General features: G+C 58.4%; 23 protein-coding genes and 1 riboswitch. Of the genes, 7 read left to right on the plus strand and 16 right to left on the minus strand.

What is annotated here, in order from left to right; all coding sequences use genetic code 11:
- Positions 1-339: 339 nt before the first annotated feature.
- Positions 340-873, minus strand: coding sequence for a DUF1003 domain-containing protein (locus tag PL597_RS13395; RefSeq protein ID WP_077982190.1), 534 nt, complete (start codon positions 871-873; stop codon positions 340-342).
- Positions 874-987: 114 nt separating this feature from the next.
- Positions 988-2,928, minus strand: coding sequence for an LTA synthase family protein (locus PL597_RS13400; protein WP_271365347.1), 1,941 nt, complete (start codon positions 2,926-2,928; stop codon positions 988-990).
- A gap of 222 nt (positions 2,929-3,150) precedes the next feature.
- On the opposite strand from PL597_RS13400, the gene PL597_RS13405 reads away from it, so the two are divergent.
- Positions 3,151-4,830: an NAD+ synthase gene (locus PL597_RS13405; protein WP_077982191.1), complete on the plus strand. Its 1,680-nt coding sequence runs from the start codon at positions 3,151-3,153 to the stop codon at positions 4,828-4,830.
- 225 nt (positions 4,831-5,055) lie between these two features.
- On the opposite strand, the gene PL597_RS13410 is transcribed toward PL597_RS13405, so the two are convergent.
- Entirely contained in the window at positions 5,056-5,433 is a 378-nt protein-coding gene (locus PL597_RS13410) for a glyoxalase superfamily protein (protein ID WP_269824673.1), read from the minus strand.
- A gap of 192 nt (positions 5,434-5,625) precedes the next feature.
- Here PL597_RS13410 and PL597_RS13415 point away from each other — a divergent pair, with 192 nt between their 5' ends.
- On the plus strand, positions 5,626-6,456 hold the full coding sequence (locus PL597_RS13415) for a TolB family protein (protein ID WP_271365348.1): 831 nt from the start codon (positions 5,626-5,628) through the stop codon (positions 6,454-6,456).
- 53 nt (positions 6,457-6,509) lie between these two features.
- Here PL597_RS13415 and PL597_RS13420 read toward each other — a convergent pair whose 3' ends face one another.
- Genes PL597_RS13420 through PL597_RS26325 form a run of 4 tightly spaced genes read right to left on the minus strand, consistent with a single transcriptional unit; the run spans position 6,510 to position 8,944 of the window.
- Entirely contained in the window at positions 6,510-7,028 is a 519-nt protein-coding gene (locus tag PL597_RS13420) for a prepilin peptidase (protein ID WP_271365349.1), read from the minus strand.
- A gap of 22 nt (positions 7,029-7,050) precedes the next feature.
- A complete protein-coding gene (locus PL597_RS13425) occupies positions 7,051-7,701 on the minus strand; it encodes a prepilin-type N-terminal cleavage/methylation domain-containing protein (protein ID WP_271365350.1) in 651 nt (216 codons plus the stop codon).
- On the minus strand, positions 7,698-8,606 hold the full coding sequence (locus tag PL597_RS13430; RefSeq protein ID WP_271365352.1) for a type II secretion system F family protein: 909 nt from the start codon (positions 8,604-8,606) through the stop codon (positions 7,698-7,700). The genes PL597_RS13425 and PL597_RS13430 overlap by 4 nt, the downstream gene beginning before the upstream one ends.
- Positions 8,603-8,944 (minus strand): ATPase, T2SS/T4P/T4SS family, encoded by a 342-nt coding sequence (locus PL597_RS26325; protein ID WP_442866798.1) that lies wholly within the window; start codon positions 8,942-8,944, stop codon positions 8,603-8,605. The genes PL597_RS13430 and PL597_RS26325 overlap by 4 nt, the downstream gene beginning before the upstream one ends.
- A gap of 292 nt (positions 8,945-9,236) precedes the next feature.
- On the opposite strand from PL597_RS26325, the gene PL597_RS13435 reads away from it, so the two are divergent.
- Both PL597_RS13435 and PL597_RS13440 read left to right on the plus strand, forming a co-directional pair.
- Entirely contained in the window at positions 9,237-9,545 is a 309-nt protein-coding gene (locus PL597_RS13435; protein WP_269824666.1) for a tetratricopeptide repeat protein, read from the plus strand.
- Between the two features lie 374 nt (positions 9,546-9,919).
- Positions 9,920-10,183 (plus strand): hypothetical protein, encoded by a 264-nt coding sequence (locus PL597_RS13440; RefSeq protein WP_271365355.1) that lies wholly within the window; start codon positions 9,920-9,922, stop codon positions 10,181-10,183.
- 120 nt (positions 10,184-10,303) lie between these two features.
- On the opposite strand, the gene PL597_RS13445 is transcribed toward PL597_RS13440, so the two are convergent.
- From PL597_RS13445 to PL597_RS13465, 5 genes are all read right to left on the minus strand, one after another.
- On the minus strand, positions 10,304-11,101 hold the full coding sequence (locus PL597_RS13445; protein ID WP_271365356.1) for a DUF1868 domain-containing protein: 798 nt from the start codon (positions 11,099-11,101) through the stop codon (positions 10,304-10,306).
- A gap of 253 nt (positions 11,102-11,354) precedes the next feature.
- A complete protein-coding gene (locus PL597_RS13450) occupies positions 11,355-12,455 on the minus strand; it encodes an ABC transporter ATP-binding protein (RefSeq protein WP_269824663.1) in 1,101 nt (366 codons plus the stop codon).
- A gap of 1 nt (position 12,456) precedes the next feature.
- Entirely contained in the window at positions 12,457-13,386 is a 930-nt protein-coding gene (locus tag PL597_RS13455) for a carbohydrate ABC transporter permease (protein ID WP_271365357.1), read from the minus strand.
- Positions 13,376-14,257: a carbohydrate ABC transporter permease gene (locus PL597_RS13460; protein ID WP_269824661.1), complete on the minus strand. Its 882-nt coding sequence runs from the start codon at positions 14,255-14,257 to the stop codon at positions 13,376-13,378. The genes PL597_RS13455 and PL597_RS13460 overlap by 11 nt, the downstream gene beginning before the upstream one ends.
- A gap of 76 nt (positions 14,258-14,333) precedes the next feature.
- Positions 14,334-15,632: an extracellular solute-binding protein gene (locus PL597_RS13465; protein ID WP_271365358.1), complete on the minus strand. Its 1,299-nt coding sequence runs from the start codon at positions 15,630-15,632 to the stop codon at positions 14,334-14,336.
- Positions 15,633-15,738: 106 nt separating this feature from the next.
- On the opposite strand from PL597_RS13465, the gene PL597_RS13470 reads away from it, so the two are divergent.
- Both PL597_RS13470 and bluB read left to right on the plus strand, forming a co-directional pair.
- Positions 15,739-16,893, plus strand: a complete 1,155-nt coding sequence (locus PL597_RS13470; RefSeq protein ID WP_269824659.1) for an ROK family transcriptional regulator — start codon at positions 15,739-15,741, stop codon at positions 16,891-16,893.
- A gap of 178 nt (positions 16,894-17,071) precedes the next feature.
- Positions 17,072-17,254: riboswitch (cobalamin riboswitch) on the plus strand.
- 96 nt (positions 17,255-17,350) lie between these two features.
- On the plus strand, positions 17,351-18,067 hold the full coding sequence (bluB, locus tag PL597_RS13475; protein WP_271365359.1) for a 5,6-dimethylbenzimidazole synthase: 717 nt from the start codon (positions 17,351-17,353) through the stop codon (positions 18,065-18,067).
- A gap of 197 nt (positions 18,068-18,264) precedes the next feature.
- On the opposite strand, the gene PL597_RS13480 is transcribed toward bluB, so the two are convergent.
- From PL597_RS13480 to PL597_RS13490, 3 genes are all read right to left on the minus strand, one after another.
- The gene (locus tag PL597_RS13480) at positions 18,265-19,368 is read right to left on the minus strand and encodes a DUF2865 domain-containing protein (RefSeq protein WP_271365361.1); all 1,104 of its coding nucleotides are present in this window, start codon (positions 19,366-19,368) and stop codon (positions 18,265-18,267) included.
- Positions 19,369-19,517: 149 nt separating this feature from the next.
- A complete protein-coding gene (locus PL597_RS13485; protein WP_271365363.1) occupies positions 19,518-19,910 on the minus strand; it encodes a VOC family protein in 393 nt (130 codons plus the stop codon).
- 120 nt (positions 19,911-20,030) lie between these two features.
- Positions 20,031-22,346 carry an NADP-dependent malic enzyme gene (locus PL597_RS13490; protein ID WP_271365364.1) on the minus strand — a complete coding sequence of 772 codons (2,316 nt, stop codon included), beginning with the start codon at positions 22,344-22,346 and terminating at the stop codon, positions 20,031-20,033.
- 228 nt (positions 22,347-22,574) lie between these two features.
- On the opposite strand from PL597_RS13490, the gene PL597_RS13495 reads away from it, so the two are divergent.
- Positions 22,575-23,414 carry a UDP-2,3-diacylglucosamine diphosphatase gene (locus tag PL597_RS13495; RefSeq protein ID WP_271365365.1) on the plus strand — a complete coding sequence of 280 codons (840 nt, stop codon included), beginning with the start codon at positions 22,575-22,577 and terminating at the stop codon, positions 23,412-23,414.
- Positions 23,415-23,666: 252 nt separating this feature from the next.
- On the opposite strand, the gene dgcA is transcribed toward PL597_RS13495, so the two are convergent.
- Positions 23,667-24,650: an N-acetyl-D-Glu racemase DgcA gene (gene dgcA / locus PL597_RS13500; protein WP_077982197.1), complete on the minus strand. Its 984-nt coding sequence runs from the start codon at positions 24,648-24,650 to the stop codon at positions 23,667-23,669.
- Positions 24,651-24,667: the final 17 nt, after the last annotated feature.

Here is a 24,667-nt window from a genome sequence, read left to right on the forward strand (position 1 = left end):
ACTTTTCCAGAAAATACTCTAAACCTCCCAACAGCTTCATCCCGCCCGGCGCTGCCGGTCGGGGATGGGGCAGCGTGCGTCGGGCGATTGCCCGGCTGCGCTTCGGTTGAGGTTGGTGTGGGTCGGATGCGTTGCGCAGCCGGGTCTTTCACCATGCCGTATTTCGCAAAGGGCCGTGCACCGCGCTTTGCGAAATGGTCCTGTCGTCACGAACGCGCCACCGTCCCTTTCAGAACCGTCCCTCGGTTTTCGCCACGTCTGGCGTCCACCCGGCAGGACTGCGTTCACTTTAACAGCGGGTCGCGGGGCGGGGAAAAGCGGGGATGAATTTTTTCGGCGTCAGTCTTCCTTGCGAGCGACATGGCGGTGAAGCGCTGCAAGGTCCTGCCGGAGTGCGGCCAGTTCGGCCAGCACCTTCACGTCGATCTTTTCATGCAGGGACAGAACCTCAAGCTCGGCCTTCAGGTTCACCTCGTAGTCCTTGGCGGCCTCGAAACGGTCGCGGGCGGCCTGGCGGTTCTGCGACATCATGATGATCGGTGCCTGAATGGCTGCCAGCATGGAGAGAAGCAGATTGAGGAAGATGAAGGGGTAGGGATCGAAAGCGCGGGTGGTCAGCACGATGGTGTTGATGATGGCCCAGAAGATCAGGAAAAAACAGAAGCTGAGAATGAAACCCCAGGAGCCGCCGACCTTGGCGATATTGTCCGCCAGCCTGTCACCGACACTGGCCCCGGCGGAAAATTCCGCATTGGTGTCGCTCGAAACCAGCTTCTTCTGGTGCGACAGTTCCAGGATGCGCCGTTCCACCTCGCCGATTTCACGGGAGGAGCGCTTGAAATGCGAAATGATATAGTCGGAGATATCTGACACGGTGTGTCTCCGGTTCTGATGAGGCCTGAACGTTTTGCGAGATAAACCCGCATGGCGGTGGAATTCAAACGATTTCCACCGCCATGCGGTTCAGGCGTCCCTCGCCGAAAACCATCAGACCGATGGCGCCCCCTCGTGCAGCCAGTTGAAACCGGGGAAGAAGCGTTCGCGGCCATATTGCTGGCCGAACATCATGTCGAATTGCAGCATCCTGTAATCGCGCAACACCTCGGGAACGGCGTTCGCGGCAATCGACCAGTCGGGCTGGGCCTTGCCGTCGGCCGTCACCAGCATGTGCCGGTCGACGACGGAAAAGGCCTGCTGAACCTCGCCGAGCATGCCGGTATAGAAGGGATCGGAGAAGCCCGCCGTCTTCAGCACATGATAGGGCAAAAGCGCCGGGCTGATGGTGCCGATATTCTTGCGCACGCCCTTCTTTGAGGACCAGACGACGAGCGGTGTCTCGTGTTCCTTTTTCATCACCTCCAGCGGCGCGCGGCGGCTTGCCACCATGCCCGGCATGTAACCGCTTTCGACAAAGGTCTGGCCGAGCGGCGGCAGGTGATCGCCGAAGAGGACGATAATGGTTTCCCGGTCGCGCTTCTTCGCCCAGCGCATCAGTTTCAGCAGCGCTTCATCAGCTTCCGCCACCCCTTGAGAATAGGTGGCGAGCGCCTGCGAGGCCGAGGCGGAGAGGTCGCCTTCGACGCCAATCGTGTTTTTTGCGTAACGGGTCGCCTCATAGGGACCATGTCCCTGAAGGGTGACGGCGAAGAGGAAGAGCGGGTTCTGCGCCTTTTCGGCCGTCGCCATGATCTCGTCCATCAGCGCATCGTCGGAGGCAAAGTTGCCGCGTTTTTCCATGGCCGGCAGCGTCTCTTCGGAGCGGAATTCCTCGAAGCCGAAATTCGCATAGACCTGCTTGCGGTTCCAGAACCATTCCTGGAAGGGATGCATGGCGATGGCGGAATAACCTTCGCCACGGAAGAAGCTGGCGAGCGAGGGCACCGGGCGGCGGATATATTGCTGATAGGGAATGCTGCCATAGGGCAGGAAGGCGTTGGAGAAGCCGGTCAGCGCCTCGAATTCCACATTCGCCGTCATGCCGCCGAACTCCGGGGAAAAGACATTGCCGGACCGTTTGGCGCGGATCGTCGGCATGGGATCGTCGGAGAGCTTCACATTTTCCAGCCGCTTCGGATCCCACAGCGATTCGCTCATCAGCATGATGACATCGGGGTAATCGCCCTTGTTGGCGGCGAAGGCGGCGGGCTTGGATGTCAGGTCGGCGATGGCATTTTCGCCGTACCCCTGCGGCGCTGCGACATTGGCCATCGGAATATTGAAGGCGAAGGCCATCAGGAAGCCGTTATGGCGGTAATTTTCCTGCTGATCCCACATCATGGGAATGATGTTGAGGCGATCGCGCACCCAGGAATAATGCGAATAGTCCATAAGCGAGGCAAGACCGGCGAGAAGCGGCAGCGCCAGCGCGAGACCAGCGGCGCGTTCGCGCCAGCTCAGGCCCGGTGAGTGGCGGCGCGCCAGCAGCCAGAGGCCCGTAAGTGCCGCAATCATGGCAAAGATGCCGAGGGCGACGAGGGCTGCCGTCATCGGCTGAGCCCTCAGCATGGTCGGCAGAAGCTCGAGGATCTGGCGGCCGAATAAGAGGTCGGATGGATAAAGAGGATCGGAGAGATAGGTCTGCTTCTGCGCCGAAATCAGCCCCGTCAGCGCGCAGAGCGGCGCAAGCGCGATCAGCGACAGGTAACGCCTGCCAAGAAGTGCATCCAGTGCCACGAGGAGGGCGAGCACGGCGGCAATGGTGGTCATTCCGGGGCGGGCGGAGGAGGTGAGGAAAGCGCCGACATCGGTGAGCGAGCCCCGCGCGATCCACTCCAGCGCCACGACCAGCACGACGGACGCGACCGTCAGATTAGCAAGCGTATAGGCCGTGCCCGAAAGCTTGGAAAGGCTCCTTGTCCATGCAGGCGAAAAGACGAAACCAGCCTTTTCGGAAGCCGTCGTTTTTGGCGCCGAATGTTTCAAACCCATACTCCGGTATTGCAGGCGGCACGACCGATCCGGGGAGGTGAATCGGGTGTCGCAAAAGTGTCATGTAACTGTCACATAAGCGCGATGAACGCGACATGAACTTTGAAGAGTCTGGCCGGTGCGGCGATAACCTTAGCGTGAAGGCGCGCGGCCGAAGCGTAACGGGCGCCGCCATGCAATTGCCGCGTTGCGGAGCGGCCACGGGCGCGGTATTGAAAAGCCATGAGCGACAGACACGATATAGAGAACCATCTCCGGATTGCCGTCGGGCAGTTCAATCCCACCGTTGGCGACGTGGCGGGCAATCTCGCCAAGGCGCGCGAGGCAAGGGCCGATGCGGCGACGCAGGGCGCCGATCTTCTGCTCCTGACGGAGCTGTTCATTTCCGGCTATCCGCCGGAAGACTTGGTGCTGAAGCCGGCTTTCCTGAAAGCATGCCTGAAAGCGGTGGAAGAGCTGGCGGCGGAGACCGCCGATGGCGGGCCGGGCGTGGTCATCGGCTTTCCGCGACAGGGTGAGACGGGCCGGCACAATTCCGTGGCGCTGCTGGATGGCGGCAAAATCGTTGCGCTGCGCGACAAGATCGACCTGCCGAATTACGGCGAGTTCGACGAGAAGCGGGTTTTCTCTGAAGGGTCGATTTCCGGGCCTTATAATTTCCGTGGCGTGCGGATCGGCATTCCGATCTGCGAGGAAATCTGGAACGATATGGGTGTCTGTGAAACACTCGCCGAAAGCGGGGCGGAAATCCTGCTGGTGCCGAACGGTTCGCCCTATTATCGCGGCAAACTGGATGTGCGCCATCAGGTGGCGCTGCGGCAGGTTATCGAAAGCGGTCTGCCTCTCGTCTTCGCCAACCAGTTGGGCGGGCAGGACGAGCTGGTGTTCGACGGTGCGAGTTTCGCCTTTAATGCCGACAAGACGCTTGCCTTCCAGATGAGCCAGTTCGAGGCCACGCTTGCGGTCACCGACTGGAAGCGTACTGCTGACGGCTGGCGCTGCGAGAGCGGTCCATTCTCGAAAATCCCTGAAGGCGAGGAGGCGGATTACCGCGCCTGCATGCTGGGTTTCCGTGACTACGTCAACAAGAACGGCTTCAAGAGCGTGGTTCTCGGCCTTTCCGGCGGCATCGATTCGGCGATCTGCGCCGCCCTTGCCGTCGATGCGCTGGGCGAGGAGCGGGTGCGCTGCATCATGCTGCCTTACCGTTATACCTCGGAAGAATCGCTGAAGGACGCCGCCGATTGTGCGAAAGCGCTCGGCTGCCGTTATGATATCGTGCCGATCGTCGAGCCGGTCGAGGGTTTCCTGTCGGCGCTTTCCGAACTCTTTGAGGGTACGGAAGAGGGCATTACCGAAGAAAACCTGCAGAGCCGCACACGCGGCACCATTTTGATGGCCGTTTCGAACAAGTTCGGCTCGATGGTGGTGACGACGGGCAACAAGTCTGAGATGTCGGTGGGTTACGCCACGCTTTACGGCGACATGAATGGCGGTTTCAACCCCATCAAGGACCTCTACAAGATGCAGGTCTACGCCATTTCCAGCTGGCGCAATGCCCATGTGCCGCCGGGCGCTCTCGGCCCTTCCGGCGAGGTGATCCCCGCCAATATCCTTTCCAAGGCACCCTCGGCCGAATTGCGCCCCAACCAGACCGACCAGGATTCGCTGCCGCCCTATCCGGTGCTGGATGACATTCTGGAATGCCTTGTGGAGAAGGAAATGTCGGTCGAGGAAATCCTGGCGCGCGGGCATGATATTGCGACCGTGCACCGGGTGGAGCATCTGCTTTACCTCGCCGAATACAAGCGCCGGCAATCGGCCCCGGGTGTGAAGATTACCAAGAAGAATTTTGGGCGTGACCGGCGTTATCCGATTACCAACCGGTTTCGGGATCGGTAGTCGAAGGGGCGATGCGGGTAGGTTCGGCGGTGCCGCTTGTGAAGGTGGCCCGAAGGGTCGGATGAGGGGGGAACGTTGCCGTGCCTCACCGCCCTTGCCCCCTCATCCCGCTGCCGCGGACTTCTCCCCGGCAGGGAGAAGAAACAAGTGGCATGCGCTCGGTCCAGAATAAGCCTACGTATTTGAACAGACGGCGCGAGGAAAACCCCGCGCCGCCCGATCACTTCATATAACCTGCCCCACATCGATGCGGTTGCCGTCAGGATCTTCAAAGACAAAGGCCCGGAGCCCATAATCCTTGTCCTGCAGGCCCTTGATAATGCGCAAGCCCTGGCTCTTGCAGAGCGTATGCAGCGCGTCCACATCGCTCACCATCATATGCGCAACATTGAAGGGTGCCGCTTTGTGGGTGGGCTGCAATGTCAGGTGCAGCTCGGCATTGCCCTGTTTGAGGATCATGAAGCCGACAGGGTTGCCGTTTTCGAAGGTCTTTTCGAAACCGAGCACGCCGACATAAAAATCATGGGCCTTTTCGATGTTTTTGACAGGGAGCATTGCGGCGATCCGGCCGAAGCGGATGCCGTGATCGGCGATGGAATTCATCGCGGAACCTCGGATCTGGGAGAAACGGGGAGGGCCACGGACGGTGCCGGGGCGCTGGCGTTTTTTCCGGTTTGAATTTGCAGGACGGTGCCTGCCGCCCTAGGATCATAATCAAGGCCATGGTGGATGCAAACGGAATGTCTGCGTCACCAAGCGTTTTGAATGAGAACACGGACACGCCCGGGAGGCAGAATGCGCAGCTCCATCGAAATCTTCAACATCCGCACCCGGCAGATGCGGGTGGTGTGGCAGACGCCTGATCTCTTCGAAGCGCCGAACTGGTCGCCGGATGGACACTATCTGCTGCTGAACAGCGAAGGGCTGCTTTATCGCCTGTCTCTTGCCGGTGATGCGCCGCCGGAAAAGGTCGATACCGGCTTTGCCACGCTCTGCAACAACGACCACGGCATTTCCCCTGACGGCTCGCTTTACGCCATTTCCGACAAGGTAGAATTCGGCAAGAGCGCCATCTATCTGCTGCCTTCGGCGGGCGGCGCGCCGCGGCTGATGACGAAGAACCTGCCTTCCTACTGGCACGGCTGGTCGCCGGATGGGAAAGGTTTTGCCTATTGCGGCATTCGCGATCAGGTTTTCGATATCTATTCCATGGACATAGACAGCGGTGTCGAAACACGTCTCACCCATGGTGAGGGCCGCAATGACGGGCCGGATTATTCGCCCGACGGCGAATGGATTTATTTCAATTCCAGCCGTACCGGGCTCATGCAGATCTGGCGGGTGCGTGTGGACGGCTCCGCCGTCGAGCGCATCACCGACAGCGCTTATGGCGACTGGTTCCCGCACCCGTCTCCTTGCGGTGACAAGGTGGTGTTCGTTTCTTATGACGCCGACGTCTTCGATCATCCGCGCGATCTCGATGTGCGGGTGCGGCTGATGGATATGGATGGCGGCAATGCCGAAACGCTGTTTGAGCTGTTCGGCGGGCAGGGCACGATGAACTCGCCCAACTGGTCGCCTGATGGCGATGAGTTTGCGTATGTCAGGTATTTCCCGGTGGCATGATGACGGCGCGGGTCTAACCGTCAACTTTTTTTCTCCCGCATTTCGCCCTCCAGTTAAAGATTGGGACGAAACGCGCTCAGTATGGCTATGGCGTAAATGTCATTGCCCGAGATTATCTGAGCGCCTGCGACGAGCACCAGGGCGATACACAGAAATGGCGCGAACGGAAGACGCCGATGATGTAAATCTGGAGCCTGTCTCCATAATGTGAACGCGTAATAAAGCAGGGCGGTGCACGATGCCAGTAAAAGCATGGGCGGAAGACTAAAGCTGCCCGTCCAACCGCCCGCCGCTGCCATAAATTTTACATCACCTAACCCAAGACCTTCAATTTTACGGATTTGGAAAAAAATATGTCGCAAGCTCCACGAGAGTGCGCCCCCCGCCAGAAGACCCGAGATTGAATCTGTTATTCCGGGGACGGGCAGGAGGCAGGAAAATAGCCACCCGCTTATGGCGAGCAATAGATTCAGCCGGTCCGGTATGATCATTTTTTGCCAGTCTATGATTGCGATCGGCAAAGTGAGAAGTAGAAGGACCGCAAGGGACGACAGGGTTGCCAGTGTTGACACGGACGAAGTCTCCTGCATTGGGTTAAAAGCCGGCGTTGCGAAGCGGCGCCGTCATCAAAATGACCCGTTCTTTGCCCGCATATTCCTGTGTGACAAGAATTTCGATCTCGGCAGGTAGCCTGCTTCGTCCTCGCCATTCGGATGTCCATTTCAGCATCGGCGGCGTGGTGTAATGATCAATATCGAGATATCTTATTTTTAGCTGCTTGACATGAGGCAAGACCTCCACCTCGTTTTCCGCCAGAGTTTTTGCCGGGTTCGACCGGAATATGGACGTCGCCAGCTTCAGCGAGCACCGGTCTTCAGCCTTTTTATTTTTGCAATCGAGCGAAAGCTTGGACCGGATAAGCCCTCCTTCCATCGCATATCCCTCGCTTAGCGTCACAAAATCAATTCCTTGCTCTCGTCCGTTAAAGTGGAGCGCGGCTAAGCCCGAGTCAGATGAGATGGAAGTAGCGGCCCAGGTTTTTGATATTAAAGACCGCAATTGGACGACATTTGCTTCATTTTCGGTAGATCCGTCAGTGACGTGGGAAACCGTACTTGCCCATAGGATCAATTTTAGTCCGCCAATCGCAAATACCGCTATCATCGCGGCAATGCTCAGAGCCACGAGCACTTCCAGCAGGGTAAAACCGCCCTGTGAAGCGGCGATGGAAGAATATTTACTCACGCGTTCGCACTTGAGAGTGCCTGAAAAATGGGTACGCCCGCGGTAAGGAGGGATCCAAGAGTACGCGCAAACCGCTCCGTATTGTGCATGAGGACAAGAGGTCCCAGCAGCGGCGCGCCGAGAACTGCGCCGTCTATTCCAAGTCGGATGTCATTATTCTTCCACGCGAAAAACACAAGAAGGCCGATGCAGCCCGACACGCCGGCGATCATTGCAAGAAGTACCGCGCAGTGTCGCTGCGCCCAGGTGAATGCGGCGATGAAAGCGGGTGGCTCTTTACCATTCTGGCTCAAGATTGGTGCAACGGCAGGGACTAAAACAGCCATGATGACGGCGATGGAGGCCAGGGCCATGACGATGAGAACGCTGGGATATGCCAGTGCCGATCGCACATCGTTGCGAATGGCGATGCGTCGGTCAAGAAGATTTGCGATGTCGTTCAGCGCGTGGGTGATATTGCCGCTGCGTTCTCCGGCACGGAGAATACTTAGATAATCGGATCCGAATGCAGAAGGGTATTGGCGAAGTGCTTCAGACAATGCCGTCCCGCCAATGACTGCTGCCCCGCTATGGCGAATGATTGCCTTCATCTGTCGTGAGGCGGTTTCGCTTTCGATCAGCTTAAGGGTCGTATCGATTGGTAAACCCGCCTCGCTTAGAATGGCGAGTTCCCGTGTGAAGGCGGCCACAGCCTCTCGGGATGGAGTTCTGGACAAGGAAATTTCCCGCCGCCACCATGGGGTATTGTCTTCGAAGCTGACGAGCTTCGTCGATAGGGGCGCCAGCCCTCTGGACCACAGGATTTCCTCGGCTTCCTCGGGTGTTCTGGCTGATATTTCGCCCTCAACAATGTTTCCGCTGCTGGTGAAAGCGCGATAACGATAATGCGGCGCCGTCGCTGTCATGTCGCGCCCCTTGTCGTGCTGAATACATCGTCAAGGGTGGTCAATCCGGACCACACCCTGATGAGTCCGCTTTCATAAAGGGTGTTCATTCCGGATTGTCTGGCGATCCGCTCCAGCTCGATTTCTGGCGCGCGGGCCAGAACGGCCGCTCGTGCTTCCTTCCCCATTGTCATCAGTTCGGTGATCGCCAGCCGTCCGCGATAACCGGAGTCTCCACAAGATGAGCATCCCCGCGCAACTAGAATAGACCCCTTCGCCAAGATTGAATATTCCGTTTCCCCAGCCGTCAAACCGCAGGAGTTTGAGGCGGCCGCGAACCGGTTGAAGGACGCTGTCAATCAAGTAAAGTCGCTTAGCAGCGGGCTGCGCGTAAGTGCGGTCCAAAGCAAAGAGATTCAAGTTGCTGGAATGGCTGACGATCTATCCTCTCTAGGAGGAGGTGCTCCGCGCTTGGTCCAAACCCCAAAAGGTGCTACGCAGTTCATATTTCCAAATGGTATGATTTTGAGATTTGATTTATATCCTGGACAGTATCTGAAGGGCCAGCAGCCACACATTAACCTGGAAGGCTCCTGGGGCAATAAACACATAAATCTTCGCTGAAATATTTTTGGTATGGAGTGTCTACAAGTGAACTATGACTTCAATATTCTGGAAGATGTTGCTAATAATCTCATGAAATCGGGTAATATAGATGACGCGATAAAAATATACATATTTATGTCTGATGGAGATCAATCGTTAGATGGAGGTTACTTAGGGAAAAAGTTAGGCCAGTGTTATGAGTTGTTGGGAAGGCTCCACGAGGCAAAATACTGGTATGGACGCGCGATAGAGGAGAATCCTGAAGTAAGGATAGATTGTATAGAAGCACGAGCAAGGCTAGAAAACGTCGGAATTGATGAAATACTGGCGGGACAACGAAATACTGATAATTGAATCTTGGTGCTGATAGTGGAGCGTTTAATTTCGACAAGAGGTTCCAGAAATCTAATAGATGCCACTCGATATACGCGCTCCTCGCTTATCTTGATCGTAAGAAAGTTCATTATACGCTTGCTCGTAATCGTTCCGATGTGATCGATGTCAACGTGACAATTGTGGGCATAAGAACAGAAATATCCGTCTTCGAAGATGGGCATATTGAATATTCCGAATTCATTGGAGATGAGAGTGTGGTGTCAGATATCGAGTCTCTAAACTCACTCATAGAGGGGCGCGTAGCGCGAAAATTGCTGTAGATCGTCGGGCGAAGACATCCGCGCCCGCTGGAGCTGGATTGTCTCGCGGCCACGCCAAGTCGGGATTAGATAATGGCACGCGTAGTGACGAAAATCGGTGACGTCTTCGAGGTTACAATCGACGGAGTTGGCGAGAAGTACTTTCAGCTGATCGCCTTTGATCTGACCCAACTCAACAGCGATGTCATTCGCGCCTTCAAGGAGGTCTATCCGGATGATGTCGTGCCGAAAGTCACAGAAATACTCAGTGGCGACATTGATTTCTACGCCCATTGCGTAACGAAACTCGGCGTTAAGATGGGGGGGCAGAAAATCGGCGGGCGCGAGTTTTTCTGAAGCGTGTAGCCTGCCAGGAGATCGAATGCACTCGCGCTGTTATAGGTCAATACGGCGGCTTTGCTGCGGCGCCGCTCTGAAGCACCCCGAAAAAGGGCTATCAACCGCAAGCAGATACTTTTAATCACCGATATAGAATTGCCGGTCGAAGGCGAACATGTCCTCGAACAGGCAATATTCCGGTGCGCCGAGATTGATGACTGGGACCGTTTTTTGAATTGCCTCGCGCCACTTCAGGTGGGTCGCGGAATAATCGGCCTCTTCGTCCATCGAGGGATGTGTGATCCAGTAGGCCAAGGATATATGGAATTTATAGGTGTCGGGCGATGGTATCAGAATGCCCGTCGCCGCGGACAGTCTCGCCCGCAAATAGCGAACCTTCTGCTCCTCCTCGTCGTCGATCGACTTGAGGGGAATGGTGAGGGCACCGCCATTCGGGATCGGGGCGTCCATATCGACCCTCATTCGGATTGGAAGGTCGAAGCCGAGCCTAAAGCCGTTCAACTGGTTTGCGAGATATTGTCCGCACTCGGCCATACTTGCCGCAGGAGACAGATCCGCCGGCCATTTGCCCGGTTTGTTGCGGCTGTTTTCGGTCGCGCCTTCGAAAACCGTCATATGATAGCTCGAAGGCGGGAGGAGAGTTGTGTTGCGCAGAAAGCCCAATCCAGGTGCAGACCGATAGATGTCGAGCAAAGCTTTGAATGCGCCATTCTCCTGGCCCTGCTGCGGCAGATGGCAGATGATAGTATTCCCGGGAAAAGGGCGCACCCGTCCGTCCGCGAAGAATTTTCCCCCGCCGCCATTTGCCTTGACAGAGGCCTGAGCGGCCAGCGTGAAGACGGTGTGGCTGGCGACAGCCATGGTCACAGTCTTTGCGAAGGAGGACAAAAGGCAACGGCGGGCAACACCAGGCATGGGAGTTCTCCGATGGTGGTTGAGTATCTAGAGAAAAAGCATGAAGCGGTTTTCCCTGCGGAAATGCGCAGAACTGAGGACGGAGCCTTGCCGCGATTTGGAGGAAAGCCGAAATGCTTGAGTGGTGAGGAGACTTGACGTCGAAAACAGCGCCAAACCGGATGGAGTGACGCGCAAGGCTGTCGCAATACGTCGCATTGCAAACGATGACCGGGTGCAGCAGCGTATTTGCGCCGTAATTTTGTTAGGGTAATCATGCCGTCGTCAGTTGAAGCGAGGCGATGGAAACCGTGATGCGTTTTCTGGAAGCGGTATCGAACAGGTGGAGCGCTGTTTCCGGGAGCGTGACATGCAGGGTTTCACCATCCACCGGGCGGTAATCCAGCGGGGCCGAAATTTGTAACCGTTGGCCATCGGGCAATTTGGTCACCAGAACGTAATTGCCGCCGAGATCTTCGGCATATTCGACGGCAACGGCAATGCCGCAATCAGCGATGCGGACGGCTTCGGGCCGGATGCCAAGCATGACAGGGCCGCGGCCGTCGACGCGGGCGATGGGGCCGACGCGGTCAAGCAGCAATTCGCCGTTCTCTATCGTCGCATTAAGGAGGTTCATAGGGGGCGCGCCGATGAAGCCCGCTACGAAGGCGGTTTCCGGACGCCGATAGATAGCATTCGGCGTATCATACTGTTCGATCTTGCCTTCGTTGAGGATCATAATGCGATCCGCCAGGGTCATCGCCTCGATCTGGTCGTGAGTGACGAATATGCTGGTTGCGCCGATGCGCTTGTGGAGCTGGGCCAACTCCATGCGGGTGCCGTGGCGCAATTGTGCGTCCAGATTGGATAGGGGTTCATCGAAGAGCAGCACAGCAGGCTCACGCACGATAGCTCTTGCTATCGCGACACGCTGGCGTTGTCCGCCGGAAAGCTGGCCCGGGCGGCGTTCGAGAAAGTCGCCAAGCGCTACGACCCGCGCGGCCTCGGCAACGCGCAAAGCACGTTCCGGCTTCGAGACGCCAGCAACCTTGAGTGCATAGCCGATATTTTCGGCGACTGTCATGTGCGGATAAAGCGCGTAGTTCTGGAACACCATCGCAATGCCGCGATCTTTGGGTGCCAGATCCTGCACCGCGCGTCCATCCATCAGGATGCGGCCTGAAGTCGCGCGCTCCAACCCTGCAAGAAGGTTGAGCAGGGTCGATTTTCCGCAGCCGGAAGGGCCAAGGATCACTGTGAATTCCCTGGCGCCAAACATCGCGTCGATGTGCGGGATAACCAGATTGTCCCCGTAGGATTTCCGCAGTGCCTGCAACTGGATATCGGTGGCGTTCAGTTTCAATTCGGAAGCCATGTTACTTCTCCGTAAGGGTAAAGCCGCGCACGATGAAACGCTGCAGGAACGCGATCATCAAAAGGGGCAGGATGGATACGACGAGCGCGCCGGCCATGAGGAGCGGATAGTCCGGCACCTCGCCGCCGGCATCGGGCGTCAGCTTGGCGAGACCGACGACGGCAGTCTGCATGTCGGGCGTCGAGGAGGCGAGCAGCGGCCACAGATACATGGTCCATCCGCCGAGAAACATCAGGATGAACAGGGCGATCAGGGTGGTGCGCGACAGGGGCAGGGCGATATCGATCATGAAACGAAACCAGCCGGCACCATCCATCTGCGCCGCCTTGACGAGATCGCCGGGCAGCGTGCGGAAGAACTGGCGCATCATGAACACGCCGGTGCCGGTCGCCAGCGAAGGCAAGATCATGCCCGCATAGGTGTCGAGCAGATTGAGCTTCAATTCCACAGGCCGGCCGAAGACGGCGGTAATCGCCCCGTTCAGGCCGGTGATATCGATGAGGGCGTTGACCGGCATCGCGATGTTCGAAACGATCTGATAGGTCGTGACGATCCGCAGGTCGAGCGGCAGCATGAGCGTGGACAGGACGGCCGCGAAAATGACCGGGGCGTAGCGCACCTTGAAAAACACCAGCCCGAACGCCGCCAGAAAGGCCAGCAGGCATTTCAGGCTCGCCACCGCCAGCGCCACGATGAAGTTGTTGGCCAATTGGCCGGGGATGCGGGTCGTTGCGAACAGCTTTTGGATGTTTTCCAAAAGATGGGTGCCGGGCACCGGGGAAATACCGTTGCGCAGGAAGCTTTCATAGCTCTGGCTGGCGGTGATGAGGGTAAAGACGAGCGGAGCGAGAATGAATATCAGTCCCGCCGCCAGCACGATATTGGCGGCGCGGTCGATACCGCGCGTCGCCTCAATGATATCACCGTTCATAACGCACCTTCTTTTCGAGATAGAGGAACTGGAACGCCGCCAGCGACAGGACGAAAACCATTAAAATGGCCGATTGCGTCGCAGCGCCGGACAGGTCGTAGCCCTTGAACCCGTCCTGATAGATTTTGTAGACCAGCAGGCGGGTGGCTCCTCCTGGGCCGCCTTCGGTCATGGTGTCGATCAGGCCGAAGGCCGAAACGACGGATTCGGTGAATTCCAGCACGAAGGTCAAAAAAAGCTGGGGTGCCAGCATCGGCAATTGCACATCAATGATGCGCCGCCAGGGACCGGCGCCGTCGATTGCTGCGGCCTGGTGCATGGAGCGCGGAACGGCCTGCAATCCTGCCAGCAGGATGAGGAAGTTGAAAGGAATACCGCCCCACACATGGGCGATCAGCAGCGCGATGAAGGCGTCCGTGCCGGAAATGCCGGGCTGCCAGAGACCGGGGATCAAGGCGTTGAGCGGCCACATCAGCCCGACGATGGGATTGAAGAGAAAAGCGAAGACGACGCCGATCGACGCGCCGGCCACGCCCTTCGGCCAGATCAGCACGTTGCGGGCCGCAGTCGATAGCCGCACATTGCGGTCGGCGGCCAGCGCCAGAACGAGCGGCACGATAATCGCTAGGCTGGAACCGAAGACCATGAACACCAGCGTCCGCCAGCTTGCATCCCAGAAAATCGGGTCGCTCAGAACGCGGGCATAATTCTGCCAGCCGACGAATTCAGAACCGCCGCCGAAGGGGCGCTCCAGCGTGAAGGACCACCAGAAGGAGAGATAAATCGGGATGTAGAAAAACAGCACGACGATCAGCAGCATTGGCAGTGACAACCAAAAAGGCATCCATCGGCTGGCGAATGAAGGGGGCATGCTTCGCCTCGCGCAAGTTTTTGGGAAACAGAAAGGGCCGCCGCCGTTGGGGCAGCCCCCCGCAATGCCGGACCGATCAGGGCAGCTTAACGCCCTTATAGGTCTGCTCGAAGCGGCGCAGCAGCTGATCACCGCGGGTCTTGGCGTTGTCGAGCGCGACCTGAACGGTCTGCTGGCCCGCGAAAACCTTCTGCATTTCTTCCTTGAAGACATCGCGGAATTGAACGTAGAAGCCCAGACGGATACCACGGCTGTTTTCGCTTGAAGGCTGGTCCATCGAGTTGACGCCCAGTTCGGCGGAGCCAAAAGCTGAATCCGTCAGCAGGCCCTTTTCTTTCATTACCTGCACCACATCCTTTGTGACGGGAACATAGCCGGTGATGCGGGTCAGTTCTATCTGCTGCTCCGGCTTGCGCACAAAGTTAAGGAACGCCTTGGCCGCCTCGACCTCCTGCGGATCGCGGCCATTCATGACGTAGAGCGACGCTCCGCCGACAAGCGTATTATAGCGTTTATGACCCGCATACATCGGTGTCATCTCGACGACAAGCTTATCACCAAGTGCCTTGAAAGCAGAGCCGTATCCCCCCGTGGAATTTTCCACCATGGCGCATTCGCCGGCATTGAAGGCATCAGCAAACTTACCCGCCTTTGTATCGACGTCGAGCTTCAACAGACCTTGCTTGCGCCAGTCTGCGAGATTGGAAAGATGGGTTGCCGTGAGACCTTTGTTGAACACGTATTCAGCATCAAGGCCGCCATATCCATTTCCTTTGCTGGCGATGGGAATTCCATGGCGGGCGGAGAACTGTTCAAGAACACGCCAGGGATGGCCGTCAGTGGCATAAGGGCACTCAACGCCGGCGGCCTTCAATTTGCGGGCGGCCTCCAGCAATGCCTCATATGTTTCCGGCAGCGTTCGAATGCCTGCCTTGGCCATCAATTCCTTGTTGCCATACAGGACTAGCGTCGAGGCATTGTAAGGTTGTGCGTACAGTTCCCCTTTCGAGGTTTCGTAATAGGAGCGCGCACCCTTGATATAGCCGTTCCAGTCGACATTTGGCAGAAGTTTTGCGATTGGCTCAACTGTGCCAGAGAGCATCAGGTCTAGCGTGCCGGCATCGAAGAATTGGATCAGGACGGGATGCTGCTTGGCGCGCACGGCGGCAATTGCCTTCTGCATTCCAGCTTCGTAGGAGCCTTGGCCGATACATTTGATGGTATGGTCGGATTGGCTGCTATTGAAGGCTTCGCACGCCTTCTGGATTGCCGTTTCGCCGGTTCCGGTATTACCGTACCAAAATTCAATATTGGCGGCAGCAGCTGGAGACGCCAGCGTTCCAAAAACAAATGCTGCAGCGAGAAGGGCTTTCATTGCAATGTCCTCTCTGTTTAAAGTGATAGCGCGTTCATGATACGATCGCAGAATGAATTACTCTTTGTGTGTACAGTTTGTGTGTTAAGCTTTTGTGACGCCTCGCATGTCCTATGATCCAATCAATCACATCTCCGCCCGTTTTCTGCGGGAGGGCCGTCTGCGGGAGGTTGCTTCGCGAAACGAGCGTGACCTTCTGCGGCTGATCTGGAAAAATCCGGGAATTGCCCGTTCGGCGCTGACGACTCCGCTGGAGCTGACTCAGCAGTCATTACATCGATTGGTCGAAAAGCTTCGCGATCGGGGCATGATCGTTTTTTCCGAATCCGACAGCCTTGCATCCGGTCCGCGCAGCCCACGCCTTTCGCCCAATCGCGACTGGTGCCTGACGGTTGGCGTCGCCGTCAATGTCGGTTCGATCGGGCTGTGCCTCATGGGTTTTGGGGAGATACTGGATCTGCAGGAGTTGCCAGAGCAGGGAACAGCGCTTGCCGAAGATATGGAACTGATTTCGGTTGGTCTGCGTGAAATGCTGGCCAGGCATGGTTTGGCCACCGATGCAGTGATGGGGGTAGGGCTTGGAGTTGCTGGCTATCGTATGTCGTCCGACAGCACCTTCAATACACCGCAGCCGCTGTTGCGGTGGTCCATGATTGATGTTGCCACGGCCCTCGGAACACGGCTCAATCTACCTGTCTGGGCTGAGAATAGTTCTAAAACCGCCGCGCTTGCCGAAGCGGTTTTCGGCGCAGGCCGTACTGTGCAGGACTTCGCCTATATCGCCCACAATTATGGCTATGGCGGCGCGCTGGTTGTTGGCGGATCCCCGTTTCATGGAAGTTGCGGCAATGCGGGCGAACTTTCGGGATTATACACTGTTGAGGAAAGCCGTTCGCGCCCGGCGCTGCATCTCCTTCTTGAGCATTTGCGGGGGCTAGGGCGGCCAGATTTGACCTTGACGGAATTGATCCGCAACGTATCCGCGGACTGGCCGGGCGTTCTCGACTGGATCGAGAGGGTTACGCCCGCGCATAATCGCGCCATCAATGCCCTGTCCTCGGTTTTCGATCCGGAGTTGATCGTGCTGGGAGGCGAACTGCCTCAGATTCTTGGCCGCATGCTGATCGAACGAACGGTTTTCAACGCCACACCAAGGCATGGCGTGGCACGACGGACGCCCAAGCTGACGGTTGCGGGTGTCACGGAAGCGCCAGGCGCGATCGGCGCCGCCCTCCTGCCTTTGCTTGCAACGGTCTTGTAATTGATGCTTAGGGTGCGGAATCTGGCTAACTTTCCCGGGTAGAATGCCATCGTAGCCCGATATCGAGTTGCGCTGGAAAACTATGGAGAGCAACCCGCTTACTCGTTGAACATCTTTGATCGACGGGCCTCGGCCGTCGTCCTGTTTTCAAGTTGCTTGCTTTCGCAACTTCTTTGGGCCATGAGCTACCCCGTCAGGTGCCCGCCCTTGCGGCGGGAGAATCGGGAATCCGGTGAAAGACCGGAACGTGCCCAACGCTGTGAGGCGGATGCTCTTTTTCTCATGCCACTGAAGTTATTCGGGAAGGCGAAAGGGGCGGATGAAGCCTAGTCAGAAGACCGGCCTGACACGATAGACCGAACCGCGCGGACGGCGGCAGGTTGCTGAAAAAGCGCGTCGTCGCGGCGGAACCGGTATGGTTTCTGCATCGGCGCGCCCGCATTGTTGGGGATAAACGATGCCGACCGAACCGCCTGTCACCACGTCGCCCGACGTCAATCCATTCGATCACGCGCTTTCGCCCGCCCGCCCGTTTTCCCGGGAGGAGCGCGAGGCGATCTACCGCGCCATCGAGACGCGCCGTGATGTGCGCGACCAGTTCCTGCCGGACCCGCTGCCGGATGATCTCGTTGAGCGCCTTTTGAAGGCGGCGCATTCCGCACCTTCGGTCGGTTTCATGCAGCCATGGAATTTCACCCTCGTCACCGATGGCGCCGTGCGCCAGGCGGCCTTTGTGGCCTTCAGCCGCGCCAATGATGAGGCGGCGGCGATGTTTACGGGCGAAAAGCAGGCGCTTTATCGCAGCCTGAAGCTTGAGGGCATCCGCAAGGCCCCGCTCAGCATCTGCGTCACCTGCGATCCGACACGCGGCGGCAAGGTGGTGCTGGGCCGCACCCACAATCCGCGCACGGACGTTTATTCCACTGTCTGCGCCATCCAGAACCTCTGGCTTGCCGCCCGTGCCGAAGGCATCGGTGTCGGCTGGGTCAGCATTTTCCATGACAGCGATATTCGCGCCATTCTTGATATACCCGAGCATATCGAAATCGTCGCATGGCTGTGTCTCGGCCGGGTCGACACGCTCTATACCGAGCCGGAACTGGCGGTGAAGGGTTGGCGGCAGCGCGTGCCGCTGGAGGAGCTGGTGTTTCGCAATCGCTGGGGTGGGCGGTAAGGGATGAGATGCGCATAGCGTCGCCTATCGTTTCTTCTACCCGGATGGGGAGAAGGTGGCCCGAAGGGTCGGATGAGGGGGCCAGCTCTCCGAATATCGCCGACGTCGCCCCCTCATCCCGCTGCCGCGGACTTCTCCCCGGCGGGGAGAAGAAACAAGGGTCGCGCGCTCGCCCCATTACGCGCGCGCAAGAGATTTCACTGCTGCGGCTGAATGCCCTTCAGCGCCGGGTTCTTCAGATCGATCCGGCCTGTCTGGTCCGGCAGGAATTTGGGGCCGATGACGCGCACCCTGGTGTCGTTCGGATCGTAGTCGCGTTCGGGAACGGGCTGCTCAGGCGGTTTTGCGGCCTGTTGCCGTTCGGTGGAGTTCTGCGACTTGTCACTTTGGGATGATGGGATGGTGGTGATGCCGGAATAGGGCTTTTCGGCTTGCGGCCGGGCGGCCTCTTCCTGTTTTTGCATCTCCTCGTGATAGGCGGCCATATTGCAGGCGCAGCCGGGTGCTTTCACTGACGAATTGCGGTAGGCGAAGGCCGTGGGCAAATCCTTGTAGGGTTTGCCGGTTTCAGCGGAAACCATGTCTGATGTTTCCTGATCCGTCATGGAGTGGAAATAGAGTTCGGTCTCCGTCCCCGGACACATTTTCTCGCACTGCTCCGCTTGGGTGCGGAAATCGAGCGGTGAGGCGTTGGAGGCGATGGGGAAAAACGAGCCGTCGCAGGTGCGCACGCAGAGGGTGCGAAGTCCGCCCTCGGCGGCGGCGTTGGGATAGGGCGAAAGCCCCGCTTGTCCCGGCTCGTCGCCATTGTGTCGGAAGGCGTCGGGATAACGCGTCACATCCCGAGGCGGCGGCAATTGCGTTTCCGTTTGCGGTACGGTGTTGCAGCCATTGGCATCGAGGGCGGCGAGGATGCGCTGACGCCTGATGTCGCCGTCGTTGTCACGCGCGGCCGCCATGGCGTCGTCGCGGTCGCGGATGATCGCGTCACGCTCGGCTTCAGCTTCCGCCAGCGCATCGCCAATCTCGGCGCAGAGACCGGCATTGGGATTGCCATAGACAATGACGCTGCCGGATGAGCAGCCATAGCCGCGCAGGTCGTTCCTGATCTTGCGGATGACGATGTTCTGGCGGGCAAGCGCATTGGCGTAACGCCGCACCTCGGCCGTATTGCCGATGACGCGCGGCGGCTCGCGCAACTGCCCATAAAGCGTATCGCAGACCTGATCCGCAGAAGCGGCGGCAGGAGCCATGAGAACAAGGGGAAGCAGGAGGCCGATGATGCGGCTGCGCCGGGTCAATTGTGCGATCCGTTTGGTGTCCCCGGCCGGTGGCAGGGGTGTTATGCTTCAGGAAATCCGTGTTTCAGGAAGATAACATAAGCTGTTGCCGCATTGCGGCAACAGCTTGTTCAAAAATGCGTTAATGCCGACAAGCGTCGCTTTTCCAGCTATTCGGCGGAAACGAATTCGACCTTGATCCGGTCAGGGTCTTCAACGAAGAGCGCGTAATAATTTTCATCGCCATTCGCATAGGGGTATCGGTCGTCATAGAGAATCGACACATGATTTTGGGCGCAATGCATCTTGAGCTCGTCTACTACGCCGCGAGATGCGACCTGAAACGCGAGATGATTGAGCCCAACGCCGCAACGATGATAACCGCGTTCCCGATGCTTTTCCTCCACCTTTACGAAGGTCAGGTAGGCATCCTTGTCATTGGCAATGGTGAAGCCGCTTTCCCAACGGGAGGCTACATCGTAGCCAATCTTTTGCATAATGCTTGACCAGAACTGAAAAGATTTTTCGATATCCGAAACATATATCTCAATGTGATCAAGCATATCTTCGCTCGCAAATAATAAAGTAAAATATTAAGTCTAAATACCTGTATTATTTTATATACTCTCAACTAAAAAGCCGCACGTCAATGCGCGCGGCTTTCTGGATCATTTAGCGGGGTGTTAGAGCGAAGGGTGCGAGGCCTGCACCACGGCGAAGGCCGCCATGTTGACGACGCCGCGCGAGGTGACGCTGGGCGACAGGATATGGGCGGGCAGGGCCGTGCCAAGCAGGATCGGGCCGACATGCAGGCCTTCCGTCAGCGTACGGGTGACACCGAGCGTGATGTTGGCGGCATCGAGGTTCGGGAAGACCAGAAGGTTCGCTTCACCCGTCAGCACGCTGTTGGGCATGGCGCGTTTGCGCAGTGCTTCCGACAGCGCCGAGCCGCCCTGCATTTCGCCGTCCACTTCCAGTTCCGGTGCGGCTTCCTGCACGATCTTCAGGGCGCGGCGCATCTTGCGGGCGCTTTCGGAATCACGCGAGCCGAAATTGGAGTGGCTGGCGAGTGCTATTTTCGGCGTGATGCCGAAGCGGCGGATTTCCTTGGCCGCGAGAATGGCCATTTCCGCCACTTCCTCGGAGGTCGGGTCATAGTTCACGAAAGTATCGGTGAGGAAGAGCGCACCCTGCTGGGTGATGAGCAAGCTCAAGCCCGCGAAGGAACGCACGCCTTCCTGCTTGCCGATGATCTGGTTCACGTCGCGCAGATGGCGGTCGTAACGGCCTTCGAGGCCGCAGATCAGCGCATCGGCTTCGCCGCGCTTGACGGAAAGCGCACCAATGACGGTCGTGTTGGTGCGCACGATGGTGCGCGCCGCTTCCGGGTTGATGCCGACGCGGCCGACGAGGGCGAAATAATCATCCACGTATTCACGGTAGCGCGGATCGTCTTCCGGGTTGACCACGGCGAAATCCGTATGCGGGCGGATGCGCAGGCCGAAGCGCTTCAGGCGCGTTTCGATGATCTGCGGACGGCCGATGAGGATCGGGACGCCGGTGCCTTCTTCCAGGAGCACCTGGGCGGCGCGCAGCACGCGCTCGTCTTCGCCTTCGGCAAAGATGATGCGCTTCTTTTCGGCGGCTTTCGCGGCATTGAAGACCGGCTTCATGATGAAGCCGGAGCGCCAGACGAAACGGTTCAGCTGGTCGAGATAGGCTTCGAAATCGGTGATCGGCCGGGCGGCGACACCGCTTGCGGCGGCGGCACGGGCGACCGCAGGGGCGATGCGCAGGATGAGGCGCGGATCGAACGGCGAGGGGATGAGGTAGGTTGGGCCGAAGATCGGCGTTTCGCCGCTATAGGCCTTGGCGGCCACTTCGGAGACTTCCTCACGCGCGAGTTCCGCGATGGCCTGCACTGCGGCCATCTTCATTTCTTCATTGATCGTGGTTGCGCCGCAATCCAGCGCGCCGCGGAAGATATAGGGGAAGCAGAGAACGTTATTGACCTGGTTCGGGAAATCCGAACGGCCGGTGCAGATCATCGCATCCGGACGGGCAGCACGCGCCGCTTCCGGCATGATTTCCGGATTGGGGTTGGCAAGCGCCAGGATCAGCGGGTTTGCCGCCATGCGCTCGAGCAGTTCCGGCTTCAGCACGCCGGCGGCGGAAAGGCCGAGGAAGACATCCGCGCCGTCGATGGTTTCGGCCAGCACGCGCTTGTCGGTCTTCTGGGCGTAAACTTCCTTCCACTCGTCCATCAACGTATTGCGGCCGTCATAAACGAGGCCTTCAATGTCGTGGACCCAGATGTTTTCCTTCTTCGCGCCCATGGCGACGAGCAGGTTGAGGCAGGCAAGTGCTGCCGCACCGGCGCCCGAGGCAACGATCTTGACGCTGGACAGAGATTTTCCGGCCAGTTCCAGAGCGTTGGTGACGGCGGCGGCGACGATGATCGCAGTGCCGTGCTGATCGTCGTGGAAGACCGGAATGTTCATCTTCTCGCGCAGCTGGCGCTCCACTTCGAAACATTCCGGCGCCTTGATGTCCTCAAGGTTGATGCCGCCGAAGGTGGGCTCCAGCGCTGCGATGGTGGAGACCATGTCGTTGATGCCGGGTGCGTCGATCTCGATATCGAACACGTCGATGCCGGCGAATTTCTTGAAGAGAACGGCCTTGCCTTCCATCACAGGCTTGGAAGCGAGCGGGCCGATATTGCCAAGACCGAGCACCGCCGTGCCGTTGGAAATGACGGCAACGAGATTGGCGCGGGCCGTATAGTCCGCCGCCATTTCGGGGTTCTCGTGGATGGCGAGGCACGGGGCGGCCACACCCGGCGAATAGGCGAGCGCCAGATCGCGCTGGTTGCCGAGCGGCTTGGTGGCCTGGATTTCCAGCTTGCCGGGGCGCGGGTAGCGGTGGAAAAAGAGCGCCTGTTCCTCAATGTCGGCCTTTGCCGTGTTGGCGGGCGTGTTGTTCTTATCGTGAGAGGTCATTCTTCCACCGTCATGTCTGGTTCAATTCCGGCCCCCTGAATACAACAAACTTCCCCGTGGTACAGCCGTTATTTACCGCCTCCTTATGCAAATGCGGGCATGGCTTATTCGCGTTTTCGTGAAGCTATCCGTCATATTCCATACAAAAAACCGCCGCTGTCATGTTGCTGAAACACGAGTCTGGTTCTGAGAGGTAAGAAAGCCGCAGGGACGCAACCGAACAGGGGGATGAAATCCGTGGCCGGTCAAATCGAAACCAGACAGTTCAGAACGCTTTTCATTTCGGATGTTCATCTCGGCTCCAAGGCGGCCAAGACGGATTATCTGCTCGACTTCCTGAAATACCACGAAGCCGAAACGATCATTCTCGTCGGCGACATCGTCGACGGCTGGCGCCTGCGCCGCAGCTGGTACTGGCCGCAGGGCTGCAACGACGTGGTGCAGAAGCTTCTGCGCAAGGCCCGCAAGGGCACCCGCATCGTCTATATTCCCGGCAACCACGACGAATTCCTGCGGGAGTTCCCGGGCATGCATTTCGGCGGCATCGAAGTGGCCGAGCGCATGATCCACGAGGCGGGCGACGGCAAGAAATACCTCGTCATCCATGGCGACGAGTTCGACGTGGTGGTGCGCAACGCCCGCCTGCTCGCTTATCTCGGCGACTGGGCCTATGACGCGGCAATTGCGCTCAACATCGCGATTGCCGCCGTGCGCCGCCGCATCGGCCTGCCTTACTGGTCGTTTTCGGCCTGGGCCAAGCTGCAGGTGAAACACGCCGTCAACTTCATCGGAGAATTCCAGCGCGTGGTCGCCGAAGAGGCGCGGCGCAACAATGTCGATGGTGTGATCTGTGGCCACATCCACCATGCTGTCATGGAAGACATGGACGGCATCCGCTACATCAACACCGGCGACTGGGTGGAAAGCTGCACGGCGATTGCCGAAAATGCCGATGGCAGCTTCGAGCTGATCACCTGGATGCAGACCAGTGACGCCACCGCCGGTCAGGCATCGGACGAGATGGAGCCGGTGGATATTCCCGGGCTGATTGGCAAGCATGCGGCCTGATTGGGCCTGCGAGCTAAAGGGATACCTAGCCTTCGGTGTTTCCTTGCGATCAATGCGCGCTCGTGTGGGACGAGTGGATGCCGCTTGTTTCTTCTCCCCGCCGGGGAGAAGGTCGCGGCAGCGGGATGAGGGGCAAGCTCTCCGAAATTCGGCTACGTTTCCCCTCATCCGACCCTTCGGGCCACCTTCTCCCCGGCGGGGAGAAGAAATACGCGGTGGCGTCGCACCTCATCTGGTTTTAATTTTAGGGGCTCACCCCCACAGTTCCGGCCGCGCCGGATAAACCAGCGAACCCTCATAAACCAACCCGGGATCACGATCGTGCGCCAACAATAGCGGCCCATCGAGATCGGCGAAGGCCGCACCCTGCGCCGCCAGCACGGCCGGCGCCATGCCGAGCGAGGTGCCGAGCATGCAGCCCACCATGATGGTGAAGCCGAGCCGTTCCGCTTCCGCTTTCATGACAAGCGCTTCAGTCAGGCCGCCGGTCTTGTCGAGCTTGATGTTGATTGCATCGTAACGGTCGCGAAGGCCGGCGAGGTCCCTGGTGGAATGCACGCTTTCATCGGCGCAGATCAGCACCGGATGGTCGATGCGGGCGAGGATGTCATCCTTGCCGGCGGGTAGCGGCTGCTCGATAAGCGATATCTTCAGCTCTGCCGCAAGCCGCAGATAATATTCGATATTATAGTCATTCCAGCCCTCATTGGCGTCGATGATGATGCGCGCTTCGGGTGCGGCGGCGCGCACGGCCCTTAGACGCGCCTCGTCATCTGCCGTGCCGGTCTTGATCTTCAGCAGCGGGCGGCCTGCGTTTTCCGCCGTTTTCGCGGCCATGGTCTCGGGGTCGGCAAGCGAGATGGTATAGGCGGTGACGAGCGGCTTTGCCGCCTGTCCAAGGATGCGCGCGGCAACAGTTTTGCCGCTGATCTTGGCCTCGAGGTCCCATAGCGCGCAATCGACCGCATTGCGGGCGGCGCCGGGTTGCATCGCCTGCTGTAGTTCCTGTCGTGTCACGCCGCCGGCGATCTGTTCCGCCATCGCCTCGATATCGGCGATGACGCCCTCGATGCTTTCGCCATAACGCGGATAGGGCACACATTCACCTCTGCCGGTAAAGGAACCATCGCGGATGGTACACGTTACGACATCCGCATGCGTGCGGGTGCCGCGTGAAATGGTGAAGCTGCCAGCCACGGGGAAACGTTCTGTTGTGGCTTGAAGGTAACGGGGCATGTTTTTTCACTTCCTAA

The organism is Agrobacterium sp. ST15.13.013 (assembly GCF_027956525.1).
GTDB lineage: Bacteria > Pseudomonadota > Alphaproteobacteria > Rhizobiales > Rhizobiaceae > Agrobacterium > Agrobacterium salinitolerans.